Origin of the sequence: Massilia norwichensis, from assembly GCF_024753245.1 — a bacterium.
Taxonomy (GTDB): Bacteria; Pseudomonadota; Gammaproteobacteria; order Burkholderiales; family Burkholderiaceae_D; genus Telluria; species Telluria norwichensis.
Map to the genome: position 1 here is coordinate 131,619 of NZ_JANUGX010000002.1, position 20,149 is coordinate 151,767.

Annotated in this window: 17 protein-coding genes; 5 read left to right on the forward strand and 12 right to left on the reverse strand. The window is 67.8% G+C overall.

The features are described from left to right. Positions 1-71 precede the first annotated feature (71 nt). Complete coding sequence (locus tag NX782_RS02340; protein ID WP_258843886.1) at positions 72-977, forward strand: DUF535 family protein; 906 nt, start codon at positions 72-74, stop codon at positions 975-977. A gap of 3 nt (positions 978-980) precedes the next feature. Here the strand turns inward: NX782_RS02340 and NX782_RS02345 are convergent, their stop codons facing one another. From NX782_RS02345 to NX782_RS02355, 3 genes are read right to left on the reverse strand one after another with little or no spacing between them, the layout of a single operon-like run. After that, a complete protein-coding gene (locus NX782_RS02345; protein WP_258843887.1) occupies positions 981-3,812 on the reverse strand; it encodes an ATP-binding protein in 2,832 nt (943 codons plus the stop codon). A gap of 5 nt (positions 3,813-3,817) precedes the next feature. Beyond that, positions 3,818-4,552, reverse strand: coding sequence for a hypothetical protein (locus NX782_RS02350; protein WP_258843888.1), 735 nt, complete (start codon positions 4,550-4,552; stop codon positions 3,818-3,820). After that, complete coding sequence (locus NX782_RS02355) at positions 4,545-5,927, reverse strand: hypothetical protein (RefSeq protein ID WP_258843889.1); 1,383 nt, start codon at positions 5,925-5,927, stop codon at positions 4,545-4,547. The genes NX782_RS02350 and NX782_RS02355 overlap by 8 nt, the downstream gene beginning before the upstream one ends. 239 nt (positions 5,928-6,166) lie before the next feature. Between NX782_RS02355 and NX782_RS02360 the strand changes: the two genes are divergently transcribed. Continuing rightward, on the forward strand, positions 6,167-6,601 hold the full coding sequence (locus NX782_RS02360; protein ID WP_258843890.1) for a hypothetical protein: 435 nt from the start codon (positions 6,167-6,169) through the stop codon (positions 6,599-6,601). A gap of 35 nt (positions 6,602-6,636) precedes the next feature. On the opposite strand, the gene NX782_RS02365 is transcribed toward NX782_RS02360, so the two are convergent. Together NX782_RS02365 and NX782_RS02370 are read right to left on the reverse strand one after the other, a co-directional pair. Further along, positions 6,637-7,413, reverse strand: coding sequence for a DUF3108 domain-containing protein (locus tag NX782_RS02365; protein WP_258843891.1), 777 nt, complete (start codon positions 7,411-7,413; stop codon positions 6,637-6,639). A 1-nt stretch (position 7,414) separates the two neighbouring features. Continuing rightward, positions 7,415-8,584, reverse strand: coding sequence for a DUF3108 domain-containing protein (locus tag NX782_RS02370; protein ID WP_258843892.1), 1,170 nt, complete (start codon positions 8,582-8,584; stop codon positions 7,415-7,417). 74 nt (positions 8,585-8,658) lie between these two features. Here NX782_RS02370 and NX782_RS02375 point away from each other — a divergent pair, with 74 nt between their 5' ends. After that, the gene (locus NX782_RS02375; RefSeq protein ID WP_258843893.1) at positions 8,659-9,381 is read left to right on the forward strand and encodes a PhaM family polyhydroxyalkanoate granule multifunctional regulatory protein; all 723 of its coding nucleotides are present in this window, start codon (positions 8,659-8,661) and stop codon (positions 9,379-9,381) included. Positions 9,382-9,445: 64 nt separating this feature from the next. On the opposite strand, the gene NX782_RS02380 is transcribed toward NX782_RS02375, so the two are convergent. From NX782_RS02380 to NX782_RS02395, 4 genes are all read right to left on the reverse strand, one after another. Continuing rightward, positions 9,446-11,083, reverse strand: a complete 1,638-nt coding sequence (locus NX782_RS02380) for a tetratricopeptide repeat-containing response regulator (protein ID WP_258843894.1) — start codon at positions 11,081-11,083, stop codon at positions 9,446-9,448. Beyond that, complete coding sequence (locus NX782_RS02385) at positions 11,080-11,823, reverse strand: sensor histidine kinase (protein ID WP_258843895.1); 744 nt, start codon at positions 11,821-11,823, stop codon at positions 11,080-11,082. Before NX782_RS02385 ends, NX782_RS02380 begins: the two co-directional genes overlap by 4 nt. A 72-nt stretch (positions 11,824-11,895) precedes the next feature. Continuing rightward, the gene (gene mnmC1, locus NX782_RS02390) at positions 11,896-13,599 is read right to left on the reverse strand and encodes an FAD-dependent 5-carboxymethylaminomethyl-2-thiouridine(34) oxidoreductase MnmC1 (RefSeq protein WP_258843896.1); all 1,704 of its coding nucleotides are present in this window, start codon (positions 13,597-13,599) and stop codon (positions 11,896-11,898) included. 2 nt (positions 13,600-13,601) lie between these two features. After that, on the reverse strand, positions 13,602-14,174 hold the full coding sequence (locus tag NX782_RS02395) for a DNA-3-methyladenine glycosylase I (RefSeq protein ID WP_258843897.1): 573 nt from the start codon (positions 14,172-14,174) through the stop codon (positions 13,602-13,604). Positions 14,175-14,333: 159 nt separating this feature from the next. On the opposite strand from NX782_RS02395, the gene NX782_RS02400 reads away from it, so the two are divergent. Both NX782_RS02400 and NX782_RS02405 read left to right on the forward strand, forming a co-directional pair. After that, on the forward strand, positions 14,334-15,527 hold the full coding sequence (locus NX782_RS02400) for a PEP-CTERM sorting domain-containing protein (protein ID WP_258843898.1): 1,194 nt from the start codon (positions 14,334-14,336) through the stop codon (positions 15,525-15,527). Positions 15,528-15,586: 59 nt separating this feature from the next. After that, complete coding sequence (locus NX782_RS02405; protein ID WP_258843899.1) at positions 15,587-16,324, forward strand: hypothetical protein; 738 nt, start codon at positions 15,587-15,589, stop codon at positions 16,322-16,324. Here NX782_RS02405 and NX782_RS02410 read toward each other — a convergent pair whose 3' ends face one another. From NX782_RS02410 to NX782_RS02420, 3 genes are read right to left on the reverse strand one after another with little or no spacing between them, the layout of a single operon-like run. Beyond that, a complete protein-coding gene (locus tag NX782_RS02410; RefSeq protein ID WP_258843900.1) occupies positions 16,325-16,672 on the reverse strand; it encodes a hypothetical protein in 348 nt (115 codons plus the stop codon). It lies immediately after the preceding gene. 2 nt (positions 16,673-16,674) lie between these two features. Then, entirely contained in the window at positions 16,675-19,200 is a 2,526-nt protein-coding gene (ctaD, locus tag NX782_RS02415) for a cytochrome c oxidase subunit I (protein WP_258843901.1), read from the reverse strand. Beyond that, complete coding sequence (locus NX782_RS02420; RefSeq protein ID WP_258843902.1) at positions 19,197-20,147, reverse strand: cytochrome c oxidase subunit II; 951 nt, start codon at positions 20,145-20,147, stop codon at positions 19,197-19,199. Before NX782_RS02420 ends, ctaD begins: the two co-directional genes overlap by 4 nt. Between the last annotated feature and the right edge of the window lie 2 nt (positions 20,148-20,149).

Here is a 20,149-nt window from a genome sequence, read left to right on the forward strand (position 1 = left end):
GTTCCACTCCAATACGCCCTGTCCATCCCGGCCCAGAATTTTCGTATTGACGAATACGATCTGGAGCTGCGATGGTGTTTACCCTCTTGACCAGGCACTGGCTGGCACGCCGTCACTATCCCCTGCCCTCCTGGCTGGCCTGCATCGCGCGCAGCCTGCGCGTGCTGTTGTTCCGGCGCGACCACCAGCAACTGCTGGCGCTGGACATCCACCGCCGCTACGTGGCGCTGGCACACGACGACGTCTTCCACCACCTGAGCCACCGCCACTACCTGGCGCAAGGGATGTCCTTGCGCGAGCGCGTGCGCTGCGTGCTGGCCCACTACCGCTTCGAGGAAGAAACCTTCGATGCCGCCTACAAGCGCGCCGTCTACCAGGACGGCGGCTTGCCGCTGTGGCAGCACGAGGCGAACGGCTGGCGCTTCGAGATCCGGCTGGAGATGGCCGCACGCCTGTGCGCCGAAGGCGACCTGACGATCGCCGCCAGCGCCAACGGCATCTGCCTGCATCGTTTGTCGTTCAGCTGGGTCGAGGGGGCTTTTGTCGGCCTGGAGACGCCGGTCCTGCCCTTCATCGCGCGCAACCAGGGACACCGCGCCGACAGCATCGACGCCTTCGAGGCCTTCGGCCATGCCTTTCCCCACAACTCGCCCAGCTTCTTCTGCTTCGCCGCCCTGCAGGGCATTGCACAGGCGCTCGGCATGCGGGAGGCCGTGGCCGTGAAGGCCGCCTGGCAAAGCGCCTGGACCCAGGCCGACGCCAGGCACTTCGCGAACGCCTACGACGGTTTCTGGGAAGCCCTGGGCGGCGTGCCGATGGCGGGCCGCTGCTGGCGCATCGCGCTGCCGCTGGCGCTCAAGCCGCTGTCGGAGATGCCGTCCAAGCACCGCAAGCGCGCGGCGCTGCGGCGCGAGCACTGGCAGGCGGTGGGCGAGTCGGCGCGGCGGGCGCTGGCCCCCCACCGCGCCCCTGGCTGACGCTCAGGCCGCCTTCGCGGTCTCTTCGCCCGCCTGGCGGCGCTGCAGCACGAAGATCGGCTGCGCCCACTGCACGTCCTTCTTCTTCTTGCTGGTGATGAGCGTCAGGTCGGAAGGATCGTAGACGTCGGTGTTGTGGGTCAGCGGCGTCGTCATCAGGTACTGGGCGTCGGTGTTCTTCAGGAACTCGCCGACCAGCTGGATGTTGCGAATGTCCAGGTGGGCGAAGGGTTCGTCGATGAACACGAAGCCGCCCGAGCCCTCTTCCGACTTGAGCAGGCCAATCAGCAGCACCAGCGACTTCATGACCTGCTGGCCGCCCGAGGCTTCGCCGTCGTTCATGCCGATCTGGCCCTTGCCGTCGAACTTGAAGCGCACGTGCAGGCCGGCCTGGGCCAGCTGCAGGTCGTCGTTCTCCAGACGGACCGGATCGACCGTGACTTCGATGTTGGCCAGCTCGCCCAGCTCGCGGATGTTCTTGGTGTAGGTCTTGATCGTGTAGCGCAGGCGCTCGATGTAGGCGCCGCGCGCATTGTCGGTGGCCTCGATCGCGCGGTTGTTCTGGTAGCGCCGTTCCTCGGTCTCGTTCTGGCGGTTCGAGAGCTGGTCGTTCAGGCGCGCGTACTGGTCGATCACGGTCGGATCGTGTTCCCAGTCGGCGCGCGCCAGGGTCTGGTCGAGCGAGCCCACGCGCAGCTTGACCTGGTGCGTGTTCTGGTGCGCGGCCACCAGCGCGGCGCGCTGCTGCGGCTTCTTCCAGGCCTTCGGCACGTGGCGCCAGCTGCGGCGCAGCTCCAGCAAGGCACGCGCGTGGTCGCTGCGCTGCTCGATCTGGCGGCGGTGGTTCAGGCGCATGCCGGCTTCCGCTTCGGACAGCGCCATGCGCGCGTTCTGCCAGACGGTGTCGGCGCGGGTGCGGGTGACGGTCGCGTTCTTGGTCAGCACCTGCAGCTCGCCCAGGCGCGCGCCGACTTCCAGGCGCTCGGCCTTGAGCGGCTCGATGGCGCGCAGGGCTTCTTCGAATTCGGCCTGGCGCGCGCTCAGTTCCTTGACCGCGTCGACGCCGGCGATGCGCACGCGCAGTGCCGAGACTTCGGTCGCCAGCTTGCTGATCGCGAGCGTCAGCGTGTCTTCCTGGGCTTCCAGCGCCGGCAGCGATTTCTGGATCGCTTCCAGGCGCTGGGTCTTGCCGGCCGCGCCAAAGCGGTAGCGCGAAGGCTCGACGAACAGCGAACGGCCGCCGCGGCGTTCGCGGTGGTAGGCGTCCGGCGTGATCCACTCGTCGGCGTCGGATTTGAAACCGGCGTCGACCGATTCGACGCGCTCGATGCGCTCGAGCTGGTCGATCAGCCAGCCCGGTGCCTTCGAGCTGAAACGCACCACCGACAGCAGGGTGTCGTCCTTGACCACCGGCGCGCTGACGCAATCCGGCACGATGAAGTGGCGATAGCGCTCCTTCTCCGCCAGTTTATAGGCGGCCGGCGCATCCTTGGCCGACTCCAGCAGCACCACCGAGGCATAGCCGCCGAGCACACCCTCGACCGCGCCCTGCCATTTCGGATCGGTCACTTCGACGATATCCGACAGCATCGCGTGGCGGATGTTGGCGTCGTTCAGCGCGCGGCGCATCTGGCGCTGCGCTTCCGGTTCCGGCATCGAGCTCTTGCCCTGCAGGGCCGAGATGGTCGACAGCTCGCCGGCGATGCGCGCCGCCAGGTTGTCGCGCTCGGTCTTCTTCTTGGCCAGTTGGGCTTCTTTCTTTTCCAGCTCGGCCGAGACTTCGGCGATGTCGGCGCCGGCATCGGCGGCCAGCTTCTGCAGGCGTTCCTTCTGCTCGAGCAGGCTTTCCAGCGGTTTGAGCTTGCGGTTGACTTCCGACAGACGGCCGGCCAGCGTGTTCGCTTCCTGCTCCAGCTGGACTTCCTGCTGCTGGGCTTCGGTCAGCGCGCGCTGCTGGGCCGCCAGCGCATGGCGCTTCTCGGCCAGCTGGCTGTCGGCCTGCACCAAAGGCTTCTTCGCTTCGCGCAGGGCGCGGCTGGTCTGCGCCGCTTTTTCGCGCGCCTCGTGGTATTCGAGGCTGGGCAGCACTTCTTCCACCAACGCCTGACGTTCCTTGTTCAGGTCTTCCCACTGGTGGTAGTTGGCCACGCGCAGCCGCAGGCCCTCGAGGTTGATGCGCGAGGTTTCGAGTTCGGCCTCGAAGCGCTTCAGCTCCGTCTCGGTGTCGCGCTGGTGGCGCTTGGCTTCGTCGTAGGCGTCCAGCACTTCCTTGTCGCCGAAGACCTGGAACACCAGGTCCAGCAGCTGGCGCGGCGCGTATTCGCACAGTTTATCGGTCTCGCCCTGCTCCAGCGCCAGCACCTTGGACATCGCCGGCGACAGGCCGGCCGAAGCCAGGCGCTTGCGGTAGTTTTCCACGCCCAGCCAGTCGCTCGCTTCGGTGACTTCCTCGATCTCGACGTTCCCGGGGCGCATCAGGTACTGGCGCTTCCAGTCGCCGCCGTTCTTCTGCACCTGGCAGAACAGCGTCACTTCGTCGTCGCTGAAGAAGCCGCTGTGGCGGAACGGACGGTTCGACAGCTGGCGGCCGGCCGGCTTGTTGTCGACCACGGCGCGGATCCAGGCGCTCTGCTGGCCCGAGTGGCGCGCATAGTGCTTATAGGTCCGGCCCATCGAGCAATCGAGGCCGAACAGGGTGCGCAGGGCGTCGAGCAGCGTGGTCTTGCCGGAGCCGTTCTGGCCGGCGATGGTGATGATCTTGGCGTCCAGTGGAATGTTCTTGATCCGCTGCCAGTAGTCCCAGTGGACCAGCTCGAGAGATTTAATGTGGAACATGCGCTTTACTCCTGGGATTCGGGGGCGGCTTCAGCGGGTGCTTCGACCGGTGCTTCGGCCACGGCGGGCTCCGCATCGTTGGCCGCTTCGCTGACGACGCGGCGCACCGCGGCGATCGGCGCGCGCTTGAACACCTCGGCCAGGGCGCCGTTGATGATGCGCTCCTTCAGCAGGTCGGTGTCCATCAGCAGGTCGAGCAGCGGGCCTTCCAGGATCACGTCGCCGCGGCGCTCGATGAAGCCGAGCTTGGACAGCTGGCCCAGGTTCATGTCCATGCGGGTCTTCTTGCCCAGCTTGTCGCCGAAGTCGGCCAGCAGCGCGGTGTAGGAGATGCCGATCGAGGTGTCTTCGGCGCGCGGAATCGGGTTGTCCTTGTCGAACATGTCCGACTGGTCGACGTCGATCGCCTGGTGGGTTTCCTGGCGCTGGCGCTTGGGCAGGATGATCTGCGCCCACAGCACCACCAGCAGCGCCACGCCGTCGCGCGTGAGGCCGAAGTTATTGTTCTGCCAGATGTCCTTGGCACCGAAGATCTTCGGCTCGACGTTGCGGTGCAGGGCCAGCGTGACGTGGTCGGCATAGACGTTGTCGATCAGCTTCAGGCCGGATTCCAGCAGGCGCTTGTCGATCTCGGCGCGGAAGGTGTCGTCGGACAGCGCCCGCTTGACCATCTTGTCGTCGCGGCGCAGGGTCTGGTGCGTGAGCAGGCGCGCGATCAGGATCTGTGCGTCATCATTCATCGTTGCTGTCCAAATCTAATTCAATGTCTTCGATGCGGGAGAGGGTGGCGCGCGACATCGCCATCACATGCGGATCGTCCAGCTGGACCATTTCGTCCTCGGACGAGAAGGCCACCGGCAGGCGCGCCAGTTCGGCGGTCGGGCCCTGCAGGCTGGCCTCGGCGGGGTCGCCCAGCAGCGGCAGCAGCGAGGCGCGGTAGGACGCCACCGCGAAGCTGGCCGGCAGCAGCGAATCCTGGATCGCCACCGTCTTCGGCGCGCCCTCGGCCACAGCGGGGAAGTTGTCGAGGTTGGCGAAGTCCGCCAGGCGCTTGATCCAGTCGTCGAGTTCCGCCTGCATCGCCGGGTTGTCGTTGATGGTCAGCGGCGCGTCTTCGCCGCTCGGCAGGCCGCCCGGGGCGACGTTGACCGCACGCTCCGCCAGCAGCTCGGTCTCGGCGACGTCGATCATCTCGGCCGGCGTGACGAACAGCGGCAGCACCGGCCGCTCGATCGCGCCTTCGGCCAGGCCGGCAAGGTCGTCGTGCGCCAGCAGCCAGCGCTTGATGTCGGTGGTCGACAGGCCGGACTGGCCCAGGTGCACGCGCTGGCGCTCGATCTGGTTCAGGGCGCGCGAGAACATGCCCTGCATGTTCAGCAGCGAGGACTGGGCGCGGCCGATCGCCTGCGCCGCCTTGTGGGTCGCGGAATCCGCGCGCTCGTCGGAGGTGATCGCGCGCAGGATCGCCGAGCCCTTCTCGACCCAGTCGCATGCCATGTGCCACTTCGCCTGCGAGGCGCGCAGGCGGAACTCGGAACCGGAGGCGATGGCGTCGCGGAATTCCTCGTGCAGCTCGACCAGGCGGCCCAGCAGGTGCTTGAGCTGCTCGACCGTGACGCCGCCCACCGCCTGCGCACCGGCCACCTGCGACAGCAGGAAGCCCATCTCGGCTTCGTCTTCTTCCGGACGGCCCAACGCCAGCAGCGTGTCGAGCGCGGCCAGCACGTTCCTCGCCAGCGGCGTGATGCGGTACACGGCCGCCGGGTTGTCCCAGGCCAGCAGGCCGTGCGAACGCAGGCGGCCCAGCACCGTCTCCAGGCTCTCCGGAATCATGTAGGCGAACTTGGTGTTGATGTCGGCGCGCGAAAAAGCCGATTCGCCGGTTTCGGCGGCCAGCTCGCGCAGCACCAGCAGACGCACGATCACGCCGTCCTGCGAACCGTGGAACAGGGCGGTGAACGCCTGCAGCATGGGCTGGGCGCGCTTGAGGTGATAGACCTGCTCGATCTCGTCCGGCGCCACTCCCTCGTGGAAGTGGGCCTGCAGCGGATCGATGTCTTCTTGCGCTATGGAGTGGAGGTCGGCGGCGGCGGCGCCTGCCAGGTTGTCGATCATCGTAAGGCTTACCAGTTGCCGGTTTTCTAACGCTCGCGGCGGCCAGGGCGGCGGGCGCGGGGGCGTCAGTATAACAGTTAAGGTCAGGCAACTAATAAATGCGGGCTGCACATCTGGCTAATAAGCAACAATATTTGTGACGCCCAGTCACAAATCCCCGCTCAGCCGCGCGCCCTTCCTTTTTCTGTCGCCGGATAATGGATCTTGCGATATTTACATCAAATAAGAGGAGGAATGCCATGCACCGGACACTCGTGAATGCGGCCCTGGCACTGGCCTTGACGGCCGGCCTGAGCCCCGCCGTTTTCGCTGCCCAGCCGAAAGAACAGAACGGCGTCGCATACATCAACGGCGGCGTCGGCCAGGACGAACAGAACGCGATGCGCGCCCTGAAGGCCGATTACAACCTGCAGCTGACCTTCGCCACCAAGCAGACCGGCGCCTACCGCTCCGACGTCCAGCTCGACATCGCCGACGCCAAGGGCGCCAGCGTGCTGAGCGTGGCAAATACCGGTCCGATGTTCTTCGCCAAGCTGCCGCCGGGGACTTACCGCATCAGCGCGGCGGCCGAGGGCAAGACCTTCAAGCGCACGGTCAAGCTGGGCAATGGCGCCAAGGAGATGACCCTGCACTGGGAGAATGACTCGCCGGACGATCCGGGTGTGCAGGAGTAGCCGAACTTGGATTCCCGCCTCCGCGGGAATGACGGTTAGCGCTTGGTGATCTTTTCCAGCGTCTGCTCGACGAAGTCGCGCTCATTGTCGACGAAGCGCAGCTTGACCGGGTACCAGTCCAGCGAAGGCGCCAGCCAGATGTCGAGGGTCTGGTCCTTCGAGCCCGGCGGCGGTTCGCGCAGCACGTGGATGGTGTCGACGGTGCCGATGGCGGCACCGGCCGTCACCTTTTCGCGGCCGATCACGCGGAAGGTCCAGGGGTCGGCGTCGTGCGGGCCGACCACGAAGAAATCCCATTCCGAGCCCGGCTTGAACTTGTCCTTGCCGGCGCGTGCCAGCCCGACCAGCTGCCAGGAAATCGACACCCGGTCCTGCTCGCCGCCCTTGATCGGGTAGCTCTTCTTGCCGTCGCTGAAGGCGATGGTCTTGGCTTCGCGGTCGAAGTTCGCTGTGACCGGGTCCTTGCGGAAGCGCTTGTCGTAGTACTCGTTCGGGGCCAGGCCGTAGCTGTCGATCGTGCCCTGGCTGCGGTTCTCGGTCAGCTTGCCCAGCAGGGCCACGCGCGACTCGGTGTTGATCGTGTACTTGCCGTCGCCCTGGCGCCAGCTCAGGGTGGCGTCGCCGTTCAGGGTGAAGCCGCGCTGCTTGGCGCTGATCGAGTAGGCCAGATCGGCCGAAGGCGGCAGGTTGAAGGGGCGCAGCTGCGACGGGTGCTCGTCCGCCGCCGCCGCGGGTGCCGCCATCGGTGCCGCCATCGCCGCCAGCAGGGTGCTCAGACCCGCAGCGCCGGCCAGTTTCCACATCTTGTTCATATCAGCTTCCTGAATTCTTCATTACGATATTGTTCACGGTCTGGGTCGTCACTGCCCCGCTCGCCTCCAGGTTGCGGATCTGCACCGGCATCCAGCCGTAGTCGGGCGCCAGCCACAGGTCCAGGCGCGAGTTGTACGAGCCGGGCTTGGGCGGACGCGCCAGGTGCCAGGTGGCGATCTTGCCCATGGCCGTGTCGATTTGTTCCTGGCCCAGCACCACGAAGCTGAAAACGCTGGCATCGCGGTCTTCGCCGACAAGGATGTCGATATTGCCCGACAACTGCTGCGGATCGCCGCGCGCGATCGCCGTCAGCTGCAGCGGCAGGCTGGCCTTGTCCTGGGCACCCCACACCAGCGGGTAAGTCGCTTGCGAGGCCGAAAAACTGAGCCGGCCATCCTTGCGGTTGAAGTGGGTGGCCGTCATCGAACGCCCGCGCCGCTTTTCCGTCATCAGGCTCGGCATGAAACCTTCGTCGCCGACCGTGCCTTCGCTGGTCACCGTCAGCAGGTTCACGTGCGCGAACACGACCGTGATGCCGGCTTCGACGCGGATCTTGTACGAGGTCGGCGTCAGCGTCCACGACAGCAGCGCATCGCCGCTCCAGCGCGTGCCGTTGGCATCGGTACGGGCGACGTCGAGCTTGATGTCGGCGGCGGGCGGCAGGTCGACCTTGTAGCGGCGCGCTTCGACGGCGGGCTTGGCCTCGGGCTTAATCGCGGGTTCCGCAGCCTGCTGCGCCTGCGCCTGCGCGCCGGTCTGGGACGATTGTACGTCGGCCGCGGCAATGGCGGCGCGCCCCTGCCCGGCAGCCTCGGTCCCTGCCGGGGCGGGCCCGGCTTCGGGTGTAAGGGCGCCCTCGCCGGCGCCATCGGCTACCGGGCCGTCCGGCTCCGCCTGTGCCAGCTCCACCGGTTCCGGCGGCAGCTGCGGCAAGGGCGGCGGCGCAAGTCGAGGCTGCGGCAAGGGTACCGGTTGCGCCGGCGCGACCGGCTGCGGTTCGGGCGTCCTCAGCAGCCGTGCTTCCAGCGGTGGGACCTCGCCCTGCGCAGGCGCCTCGCGCGGCTTGCCGAGCTGGCTGCTGAACCAGTCCAGCACGAGCAGGTGCAGCAGGACCGTGAGCGCACCCAGCACGATTTTCCGGCGGCGATTCGAGGCGATAGCGGGGCTCATCCGGCTAGTGTACCGTCTATGAGGGCCATGCGTTATCTGTTAGCCTTGTGTGAGACCGACAACAGGAGACCATGATGCTGAAACCACCTGCCGCCAACATGCCCGGGATGACGGACACGCTGGACTTCGTCAAGAACCTGTGGGGTTCGATGAACCTTCCGGGCACGAACCTGTCCGGCATGAGCGCGCCGCCGATGTCGGCCGAAGACCTCGACAAGCGCATCGCCGACCTGAAGGCCGTCGAATCCTGGCTGAACATCAACCTCAGCATGCTGCGCGGGACCATCCAGACCATGGAAGTCCAGCGCGCCACGCTGGCCAGCCTGACGGCAATGGGCGCTTCGATGGCCGAGGCCATGCGCCAGTCGGGCGTGAGCGCCGAGAAAATCGCGGCCATGCCCTTCGGAAGCTTCTTCGGTCAGCCTCCAGGCGCGGCGCCGGCCAGCCCGGCTGCCGGCGCGGCTGGTGGAAACAGCGGCGGCGGATCGGCCCAGCCCGGCGCGCCGTCTTCTGATCAGGCATCGGCGCCATCGTCGGCCCAGGGCGGCGCAGCGGACCCGGCCGCCGCCATGGGCATGCCGGCCGCAATGGCTTGGTGGAATATGCTTCAGGACCAGTTCACGCAGGCAGTAGCAACGGCGATGACACCGGCGGATGGGGCGGCCAAGGCGGCGCCACCGGCCGAGGCAGCGGCTGCGGCTACGCCACCGCAGGCGGACGCTGCGCCCCAGGCCGACGCGCAGCCGAATGGCAATGGCCGGGCGCGGGGCGGCAAGCCGAAGGCTGACAAGACGTAGGGTGGGCTCTCCGAGCCCACGCGGACCTTAGCGTGACATCATGCGTGGGCACGGTGTGCCCACCCTACGCCACTTCTTCCGCCGGCTGCAACTGCGCCAACTGCTCCATCAACTGCGCAAAGCGCTGCTGCCCCGGCAGCAGGTGGTCGACGTGGTGCAGTACCTCGCAGGCTTCGGCCCACAGCGCCTCGTCGTGGCCGTGCTGCTGCATGTGCGAGACCATGATCTGGGCCGCATTGAACAGGATGCGCTGGTTGTTCGGCACCGCCTTGCGCGCATTGCGCATCCATTCCACGGCCTCGGCCAGCTTGCCGGTCTTCCACAGCAGCACGCCCTGGTTCATCAGGTCCGCCGCTTCCTTCTTCGCGCTGCGGATATAGGCCATGCCCTCCTCCCCCATGCGCGCCTTCTCGAAGATCTGCTGCACCTCGTCCAGCAGCAGCGGATTGTCGTGGTTGTTGCGGATCACGTAGCACAGCAGCTCGGCCGGCGCGTCCTTCACGCCGACTGCGAACAGCAGGGTCGCCAGCTCCAGGCAGGTGGCGGTGTCGGGACGCTCTGCGCTCGCCTGCAGCATCGCCTCGAGCTCGTCGCCGGCCTTGCGCGCGCGCCGGTAGTCGCCGCTCTCGTGGTAAACCAGGCCTTCGGTGATCTTGGCGCGCAGCTGGATGTCGGGGTGCTCGTGCGCGAACTCGCGCTGCGCCGTCAATAACAGCTGCAGCGCCTCCTTCGGATCGTTCTTCTGGCCGCACACGCGCGCCAGGCCCAGGTAGGCATCCGGGGTCTTCATGATCGAGTACTCGCCGATCGCGATGCACTTGCGGAAGGCCTTCTCGGCCATCTGCACATTGCCCAGTTTGAGGGCGATGTTCCCCAGGTTGCGCTGGCGCGGCACGGAATTCGGCGAGAGTTTCGCGGCGCGTTCCAGAATCGCGCCCGCCTCTTCCATCTTGCCCATGTTCTGGTAGGCGGCGGCCAATTGGTCGTAGGCGTCGATGTAGTACTTGTTTTCGGCGATCACGCTCTGGAACATCTGGCGCGCCTGTTCGAACTCGCCGTTCGCCATGCGGATCTTGGCCAGGCCGGCGCGCGCCCACTGGTATTCGCGCTGCTCCAGCACCTGCTCGTAGACTTCGCGCGCCTTGGCCGGCTGTCCGCTTCGCTCCATCAGCCTGGCCTTCATGCGCAGCAGGTCGAGTTCGTGCAGCTTGTCGCTGCCGATGCGCGCATCGCAGAGGCGGGCCGCGCGCAGGTAGTCCTTCTCGGCACAGGCCTGGTCGATCATGCGGAACACCTGCTTCTTGTGCCACACGCGGTTCAGGCGGGTCAGCAGCACGCCCTCGGTAATCGGCTTGATCAGGTAGGCGTCCGGCTGGTGCTCGGCCGCGCCCATCACCGACTCGACGCTCTTCTCGGCCGACACCATCAGCCACACGGTGCTCGGGTTGACCAGGTTGCGCACGCGCGCCTCTTCCAGCACCTGCTGGCCGTTCTTGCCCTCGCCCAGGTTGTAGTCGCACAGCACGACGTCATAGCGCACGCGGGACAGCAGTCCCATCGCCTCGCCGCCGCTCGATGCCTGGTCGATGTTGCGGGCGCCCAGGCTGCGCAGGCTTTCGCGCAGCAGCTGGCGGATGCCGACGAAATCGTCGACCACCAGGTAGTTCTTGTCGGCCCAATCGATTTCCTCGACCGCGCTCATGGCAACCTCAGGATGAAACAGCCGCCGCCATATGCCCCTCCATTCTCGAGACGCAGGGTGCCGGTGTGGCCACGGTGCTGGTGCATCTTCGCGACCTTGCTGGAAAAGTACAGGCCCAGGCCGGCGCTGTTGGTCAGGAAATTGACGCCGCCCGCCGCCTCGCGCGTGGCGATCGCGCCGGCCTTCAGCAGCGCCGGCGGATAGCCGGGGCCATTGTCTTCGACACGCAGCTCGAGCCAGCCATCGGACTCGTGGATCGCCAGGCGCACCGTGTTGCAGGTGTAGTGGATGGCGTTGTTGATCGCATGCGAGAGCACGCCGACGACCAGGTCTTCGTCGAGGTGCCAGATCAGGTCGGGATCATAGGCGAGTTCCAGCCGGATGCCGCGCGACTGCAGCAGCACGCGTCCGATCGATACCACCTGCTCGACCAGCTGCCCCAGCGCGACCGGCTGCAGGTCGAAGGGATAGTCGGGCTGGCCGACCTGCTTGTACAGGGCCAGCAACTGCATCAGGTTGTCGTTCAGGCGCTTGGTCTGGTACAGCATGTGCGCCATTTCCGGATAGGCCGATTCGCGCTTCGGCGCAGGCAGCGCCGACTGCGCGACCAGCAATCGTTCCAGCGTGCCCGACAGGACGCTGAGCGAGTTCTTCATGTCGTGCGCGGTCGAGGCAAGAAACAGGAACAGGTCCTGGGTGTTGGGCGTATCGGGAGGCGTGTCGGCCAATAGGTCGTCCATCTCAACCTTTCATATGTGAAATGTTGCTGGACGTTAATTATACCTTTAGTCGCTGGAATTGCTTACAAGAAATCAATTATCGGCTGTCTGAGGGCCGCGGCTGGTGCGGCGTGCGCGCAACACGAAGCGGGCCGGGTCGAGGGCATCGACCAGCGCCGATTCCAGCGGCAACGGCTCGCCCTCGAGCTGGGCGGCCAGCAATTCGGCAGCCCAGCCGGCCCAGATCAGCCCGCGCGAGGCATAACCCAGCAAGCCGTACAAACCGGGATGGCGCGGCACGTCGCGCAGGCGTTCGGTAGCGCCGGCCGCGTCGAAGTCCGGCAGCCGGCCCACCAGCGGCAAGCGATCCGGGGCGATGCAGCGGAAGCCCACCCGCCCTGCCAGCGGTGCGCCCTGCGCCGCCTGGGGATCGGACAGCAGGCTGCGCAGGCGCTGCAGGTTTTCCTCGTGGCTGGCCGGCGACAGTTCGGCATTGTCGTCGACGTCGTAGGTGGCGCCGGCGCTGACCAGGCCGTGCGAGGGCGGCGTTACATAGGCTTCGCGGCACAGCACCAGCGGCAAGGCCGGCAGCATGCTGGCGGGCAGGTGGCTGACCTGGCCGCGCATCGCCGTCAGCGGCAGCGGCGCCGCCTGCGGCACCTGTCTGGCGCCAGCGCCGTTGGCCAGGATCAGGGTCGGCGCGCGCGCCAGCTCGGCGCCATGCTGGTCGTGGACCGACCATTGGCCGTCCTGCCAGGCAATGCGCACGCTGCCGACGCCGAAGCGCTGCTGCAGCCGGCCACCGCAGGCTGCCAGCATCGCCTCGCACACGCTGCCGGGCCGCGCCCAGCCGCCCTGGCGGAACAGCCAGCCGCCATCGGGCGCCGGCAGGCCGAGCAGGCTTTCCGCCTGCGGCGCCTCGAGCCATTCGGCAAATTCGGCGGGCAACGCGCCCCCGGCCGCGATCGCCCGCTGCACCTCGGCGTGGCCGGCATCGCGCGCCAGCTGCAGCACGCCGCAGGCCTGGCCCTCGATCGCGCGGCCCGGTCCGATGCCGCCCAGGCGCTCCCAGTGGCGCAGTGCGAACAGGTAGGCAGCGCGGGTCAGGCGGGTCGGGATGTTGTCGTCCCTGGATACCAAAGGCATGAAGATGCCGGCGCGGTTGCCGGATGCTTCCATCGCCGGGCGTTCGTGGCGCTCGACCAGGGTCACCTCCCAGCCGCGCGCACACAGGCGCTCGCAGGCGGCGGAACCGGCAATGCCGGCACCGAGCACGATGGCGCGCCGTTCCGGCAGCGGCGGCGTGGGCGGGCGCGGCTTGCGGCTGGCGAAGCGCGCGCATTGCTTGTCAGCGCCTCGATCGCCATCCGCGCAGGGTTCGAACACGAAGCCCTGGGCTTCCAGCGCCCCGATCTGCTCGGGCGTCAGGCCGTGGGCCAGCAGGCGGGCCTGGGGCGCGGCCACCCGTGCCAGCGCGCGCGCGAAGCCGGCGCCGGCTTCCTGCAGGCCGTGCAGGCGGAACAGGTCGACCCGCGCCGTCAGCTGGGCCAGGGCGGCATCGATGGGCGCGCTGAGCAGGTCCAGCGTGATGCCGGGTTCGGCCTGCGGCATGCGGTGAAAGCCCGGCAGCAAGTCGGGCCCTGGCCGCGTGTTCAGGGCGATCGCGTGCAGGTGCGGCGAGCGCTGCGGGTCGGTGCGCCAGACGTCGGCCAGGATCCGGAACCCGGCACCGTCGCCGTAATCGCTGTCGAAGACGGTATAGCGCGCCTGGTCGCGCCATGCGGCACGGATGTCCATGGTCAGCCCGCGGAGGTGCGTTGGCGGCAGATGCAGCCGCGGTCGTGGTCGTCCACCATGCCGATCCCCTGCATGTAGGCGTAGACGATGGTCGAGCCGACGAACTTGAAGCCGCGCTTGCCGAGGTCCTTCGAGATGCGGTCGGACAGTTCGGTGCGCGCCGGGCGTGCGCCATCCGGCCAGTCGTTGACGATGGGCTGGTGGTCGACGAAGGACCACAGGTACTGGTTCAGCGTCAGCCCCTGTTCGCGCATCGCCAGGTAAGCCTTGGCATTCGTGATCGCGGCCGCGACCTTCAGGCGATTGCGCACGATGCCGGGATTGGCCAGCAGCTCGGCCACCCTGGCATCGTCGTAGCGCGCGATTTTTTCCGCGTCCCAGCCGTCGAAGGCGGCGCGATAGCTGTCGCGCTTGTTCAGGATGGTCTCCCACGACAGCCCGGCCTGTGCCCCTTCCAGGTTCAGCATCTCGAACAGGGTGGTCTCGTCATGACAGGGCACGCCCCACTCGTGGTCGTGGTAGGCGATGTAGCGCGGATTGGCCATGTTGGCCCAGGTGCAGCGGGTCGGGTTCATGGCGACAGTATACGCCTGTATGTCGCGGCGCTGAATGCTGGACCGTCCTCCCTTAGCTGTCGCGAAATATCTACAATGAAATAAAAGTTTCCTAAAAAAATGTAGATTTTGACATGGCTCGGCGATAATTGTAGGATCTCTCCTACTTCAACCCTCGTCATGGACATCCGCAAGGCCTATCTCCGGCGCAGCATGCGACAGGCGCGCCTGCAAAAGCGCCTGGTCGTCGCGACCGTGCTGGCCGCCTCGGCGTGGGCGCTGGTGTTGCTGCAGCCGGACGAGAAGGAAGTCGACCAGGTAGCCTTGGCCGCCGTGCTGGCCAGGCCGGCGGCACAGGGCGTCGTGCGCGCGGCCGACCAGCCCTCGCCGCCAGCGGCGCGGCGCGTCTATCCGTATTCGATCGTTCCCGGCGGGCTGCAGGGCCGCGCAGAGCTCGTGCAAACCGTGAAGACCGACAAAGTGGTGGCCGCGCATTACGCCGGCTTCGCCGTGCACAAGGCCAGGCTGCGCAGCGTCGACAAGCCGCGCGCGGTCTACGTGTCCTACCGCAAGGGCGAGCAGGTGTACTGGACCTCGAAGAAGATGATGCTGGCCGCCGGCGAAACCCTGCTGTCCGACGGCCAGCACGATATCCGGGCGCGCTGCGGCAACCGCATCGCCGATACGCCCCAGTTGCCGGTCGAGGCCAGGGGGCCCAGCGAGGAGGAACTCGACACCCCGGTCGAACAGACCGACGGCGCGCTGCGCCAGGTCGCCTACGATCCGGAAGCCGACGCCGGCGAGGGCCGCCAGTTTGCGCTGCAATCCTTTGCGAACGGCGCCGGCTTGCTGACGGCCACCCAGAGCCAGTCCGGCGCCAGCCAGACCGGTACCGTCTTTAACAATCCCGGCTGGAACAACATCGGCGGCTTGTCCAGCAGCGCGGCCGGGCCGGTTTCGGTCCTGGGCGGCCTGACGGCCAGCACCGGTGGCGCGCCCGGCGACGCCGCTGCGCCCGGCATCGCCCATGGCAGCGACAGCGGCGGCAGCGGTGTGGCCGGCGATCCCGCGCCCGGCATTTCCCCGACGGGCGACCCAGCACCCGCCGCCGGCGGCAGCCCTGGCGCGAGCGGCGGCGGCACCGGCGGTCCTGGCACCGGCGGCACCGGCAGCACCGGCACTGGAAACGGCAGCCCCCTCATCGCGGACGGCAGCGAACTGCCGCCGCAGAGCCTGCGTCCGGACGGTCTCCCGACCGTGCCCCCGCCAACCAAGGAGCAGGCGGTGCCCGAACCCGGCAGCCTGTGGCTGACCAGCCTGGCAGGCGCCGGCCTGCTGCTGCGCCGCCGCCGGCGCCAAGGCCGGCCACGCTGAGCTGCTTGCCGGCCGGGCGCAGCGGCCGCATACTTGAGTTTTCAAGCCTGGGGAAGCCCATGCGTGTCCTGCCGGCCTTTGTTGTGACTGCCCTGCTGGGTACTCTTGCCCTGCCCGCCCTGGCCGACAGCGACATCGATGTCGTCTACGGCGACGACCTGGCCCAGCGCGGCGAACTGGCCACCGAGCTGGCGGCGCGCTGGTCGCGGACGGCGCGTCAAAGCGACTTCGCCGGCCGCACGCTGTGGCAGGCCGTGGGCGAACTGGCCTACGGCGTCGGCGACAACCTGAATATCGGCATCAAGGTCCCAGTGAGCCGGGTGGACGGCAACTGGCATGGCCACGGCGCCTATGCGGAGCTGAAATACCTGGCGCCGCGCCGCGCGCAGGGGTTTTACTGGGGCGCCGAGATCGAAGCCGGCAGCATCAGGCAGCCTGGCGAGGAACGCGCCTTCGTCCTCGAAGCCTTTCCCATCCTGGGCTATCGCGTCGGCCGGGTGCACCTGATCGCCAATCCTGGCCTGGGCTACAGCTCGGAGGGCGAGGACAAAAGCTGGGACTTCGCGCCCAAGGCCAAGGTGGCCTACCAGCTCGACGATGCCAACAGCCTTGGCCTCGAATACCATCTCGACGCCGGCAAGATCGGCGATTTCGCCGCGCGCAGCCAACGCAATGAAACGGCTTATCTGACCTGGGACACGAAGATCGCCGGCCAGCAGATGAGCCTTGCGCTCGGCCACGGCACCACCCGGGCCTCGGACCGCTGGGCAGTCAGGATCGGCGTCGAACTGGACTGATCAGGCGCAGCCGGCCACCAGCAGCAGCGGCATGCCGCCCCAGGCGATGGCGATCAGGGCCAGGACCGCCATCAAGAGCGCCGCATGGCTGGCCAGTCCCGTCGCCCGGCCGTCCCGGCGCAGGACATGGCAGGCGCGCCAGACCAGCAGCGCGCAAATGCTGAATGCGGTCAGCGTCGCAGCGGCCAGCAGCAGCCGGTCCGGGCCGCCGGGCCGCATGCCGGCCGGCGTGCACTGCGCCGCCGCCAGTCCGTAATTGAAGGCGAAGTGGGCGATCCACACCAGCAGCGGCAGCGTGGCCCACAGCACACGCTTCCAGAACCCTTCCTTGTGCGCGTCGGTTCCCATCTTCACTCCATCAGCAGCGGCATCAGCCGCACCATCGCCACCGCCGCGATGCCCTGCAAGGTCGTGTAGTGCCAGACCAGGGCGATGTTGTCGAGCGTGGCGCGGCTGCGCCGGCCCAGGAGGCCGCGCCAGGCCCGCAGCGCCAGGTAGGGCGCGAGTATCAGCAGCAGCACGATGTGCAGGCCCTGGTAGCTGGCCAGCGCCGCCACCGCCGCCGCCCACGCGGTCTCGCTCGGCGCGAGACCGGCACGCCAGCCCTGCAGGTCGAGCGCGAAGGAAGCCAGTGCGCAAGCCAGCGCCGCCAGCACCAGCCATGGCAGCCGGCGCGCATGACCCTTCTTGTCGAGACCGCGCTTGGCCAGCCACACCAGCCCGGAACCCAGCACCAGCAGGCCGCAGGACGTCAGCGCCTGCGCCAGCGGCGGCAGTTCCGCGCCCGGCGGCGGGCACACCATCAGCCGCATCGACACGTGCACGTAGGCGAAGGCGAAGGACGCGAAGATGCTGGCGTCCACCACCAGCATGATGATGGTGGCCCACCAGGAATGCGACGCCGCGCCGCGCGCGCCGACCGGCAGGTATTCGCCAGCCGCCGCTTCGACCTGCTCTTCGGGCGGCGGACGGTCCGCGCCCCAGGTCCAGGCCAGCACCGAGCCCACCGCCAGCGCGGCGCAGAGCCAGGCCAGCGGGTACAGCTTGACCGTCAGCAGCAGGAAGAAGGCCGAGGTGCCGAAGGCGCCGATCAGCGGCAGCCAGCTGTCGCCGGGCAGCACCAGCAGGTAGCGCGGTTCCGCCGCGATCGGGCTGGTGGCGATGGTCTCGCGGCGCCCGGTGGCGGTATGGGGCAGGTAGTGCCTGCCCTCCTCCACTTCGCGTGCCAGTTCCGGCTGATCCCACAGCGGATTATTGGAGGCGACACGCACGATGCTGCGGTTGCCGTAGTCCTCGGACGGCAGCCACTCCAGCGTCGCCGCATTCCACGGATTGCCGACCGCGCGTTCGGGCCGGCGTAAGGTACGGAAGGCATCGATCGCGAACAGCACCACCCCGAGCGCGAACATGAAGGCGCCCACGGTGGACAGCAGGTTCAGACCGTCCCAGCCCATCTCCGACGCGTAGGTGTAGACGCGGCGCGGCATGCCCAGCAGGCCGGTGATGTGCATCGGGAAGAAGGCGATGTTAAAGCCGGCGAACATCAGCCCGAACACCCAGCGCGCCCATGCTTCCGACAGGCGGTTGCCGTTCACCAGCGGCAGCCAGTAATACATCGCGGCGAACACCGGGAACACCATCCCGCCGATCAGCACGTAGTGGAAATGGGCGACGATGAAATAGGTGTCGTGCACCTGCCAGTCGAAGGGAATCACCGCGACCATCACGCCGGTCAGCCCGCCCAGCACGAAGATGAACATGAAGCCGAGCAGGAACAGGGTCGGCGCGTTCCAGGTCACCTTGCCCTTCCACAGCGTGGCGATCCAGCCGAACACCTGGATCGCGGTCGGCACCGCCACCGCCATGCTGGCCGCGGACACGAAACTCATCTCCAGCACGCCCAGGCCGGCGGTGAACATGTGGTGCGCCCACAGGCCGAAGCTGAACACGCTCACGCCCAGCAGGGCCGCGATGATGGCGCGCCGTCCGACCAGCTTTGTTCCGGCGATGGTCGGGATCATGGTCGAGACCATGCCGGCGGCGGGCAGGAAGATGATGTAGACCTCGGGGTGGCCGAAGAACCAGAACAGGTGCTGCCACAGCAGCGGGTCGCCGCCGCGCTCGGCGATGAAGAAGGGCCAGTCGAAGGCGCGCTCCAGTTCCAGCAGCGCGGTACCGGCGATCACCGCCGGGAAAGCGAACACGATCATCAGCGCCACCACCAGCATCGCCCAGGCGTACACCGGCATGCGGCCGAGCGTCATGCCGGGCGCGCGCGTAAACAGGATGCCGACGATCAGTTCGATGGCGCCGGCAATCGCCGAGATCTCGATGAAGCCGATCCCCAGCAGCCAGAAGTCGGCGTTCAGGCCGGGCGAATACCTGGTGCCGGTCAGCGGCGGGTACATGAACCAGCCGCCGTCCGGCGCAAGGCCGACGAACAGCGTGCAGAAGAAGGCCAGGCCGCCGAAGGCATAGGCCCAGTAGGCATAGGCGGACAGGCGCGGGAAAGGCAGATCGCGCGCGCCCAGCATGTTGGGCAGCAGGTAGACGCCGATCGCCTCGACCACCGGAATCGCGAACAGGAACATCATCACCGTGCCGTGCATGGTGAAGACCTGGTTGTAGGTTTCGGCACCGAGCAGGTGGTTGTCGGGCACCGCCAGCTGCAGGCGGATCAGGAGGCCCAGCACGCCGGCCAGCACGAAGAACAGCAAGGCCGTGGCGATGTACAGCAGGCCGATGTTCGTGTTGTTCACCGACGAGAAGAAGCGCCAGCCGCTTTGCGTGCGCCAGACCGCTTCCAGCTTTTCGAGTTCGCCGTCGGGCCGCGGCGCGGGGTTGAGAGTGGGTTTGGGGGTACTGGTCGTCGTCATTGCAAATGCTCGAGATAGGCCGCCAGCGCGCGCAGCGATTCGCCGTCGATGCCCGACGCGGCGGGCATGAACACGCCGGGTTTCAGGGCTTGCGGGTCGGCGATCCAGCCGGCCAGCGTGCCGCTGTGGGTGCGCAGCAGGCCGGCGCCGATCTGCAGGCGGCTGCCGACGTGGGTCAGGTCCGGCCCCAGGCTGTTGCTGGCAACGACGCCGCGGATCGTGTGGCAGTTCTGGCAGCGCTGCTCGAAGAACACGTCGCGTCCGCGCAGCGGCAGCGCCGCCTCGGGTGTACGGGCGGGTTGGGCCTGGTTTTGCAGCCAGGCCTCGAATTCGGCCGGCGCCAGCGCCACTACGTGCAGCGCCATGTGCGCATGCTGGGTGCCGCAATATTCGGCGCACTGGCCGCGGTAGACGCCGGGTTTGTCGGCGCGCAGGGTCAGGCCGGTCACGCGGCCCGGGATCATGTCGCGCTTGCCCGCCAGCGCCGGCACCCACAGGCTGTGGATCACGTCGGCCGCGTTCAGGCCCAGGTAGACCGTGCGCCCGACCGGGATGCGGATCTCGTTGGCGGTGACGATCTCGCGGCCGCTGGCCGGGTCGTGGTAGCGGACTTCCCACCACCACATGCGGGCAGTGACGGAAATCGCCGGCGCATTGCCGGCCAACTGCGCCGAGCCCTGCGGCACCAGCTGGGCGCTGCGCCAGGTGCTCCAGCCCAGCAGGCCGGTCAGCAGCAGCACCGGCAGCGCGATGCCGCCGCCGGCGATCCACAGGCCGGGCCGCAGCGGCGCCGCGTGACGGCGCAGGCTGAGCCCCAGCAGCGCCATCACGGCCAGGAAGATCAGCAGGCCGGCGCCGAACAGCACCCAGGCGAACTGGCCGATGATCTCGGCGTCGGCACCGGCTGGGTGCAGCACCGATTGCAGGGGCTCGCTGCTTGTGGGCATCC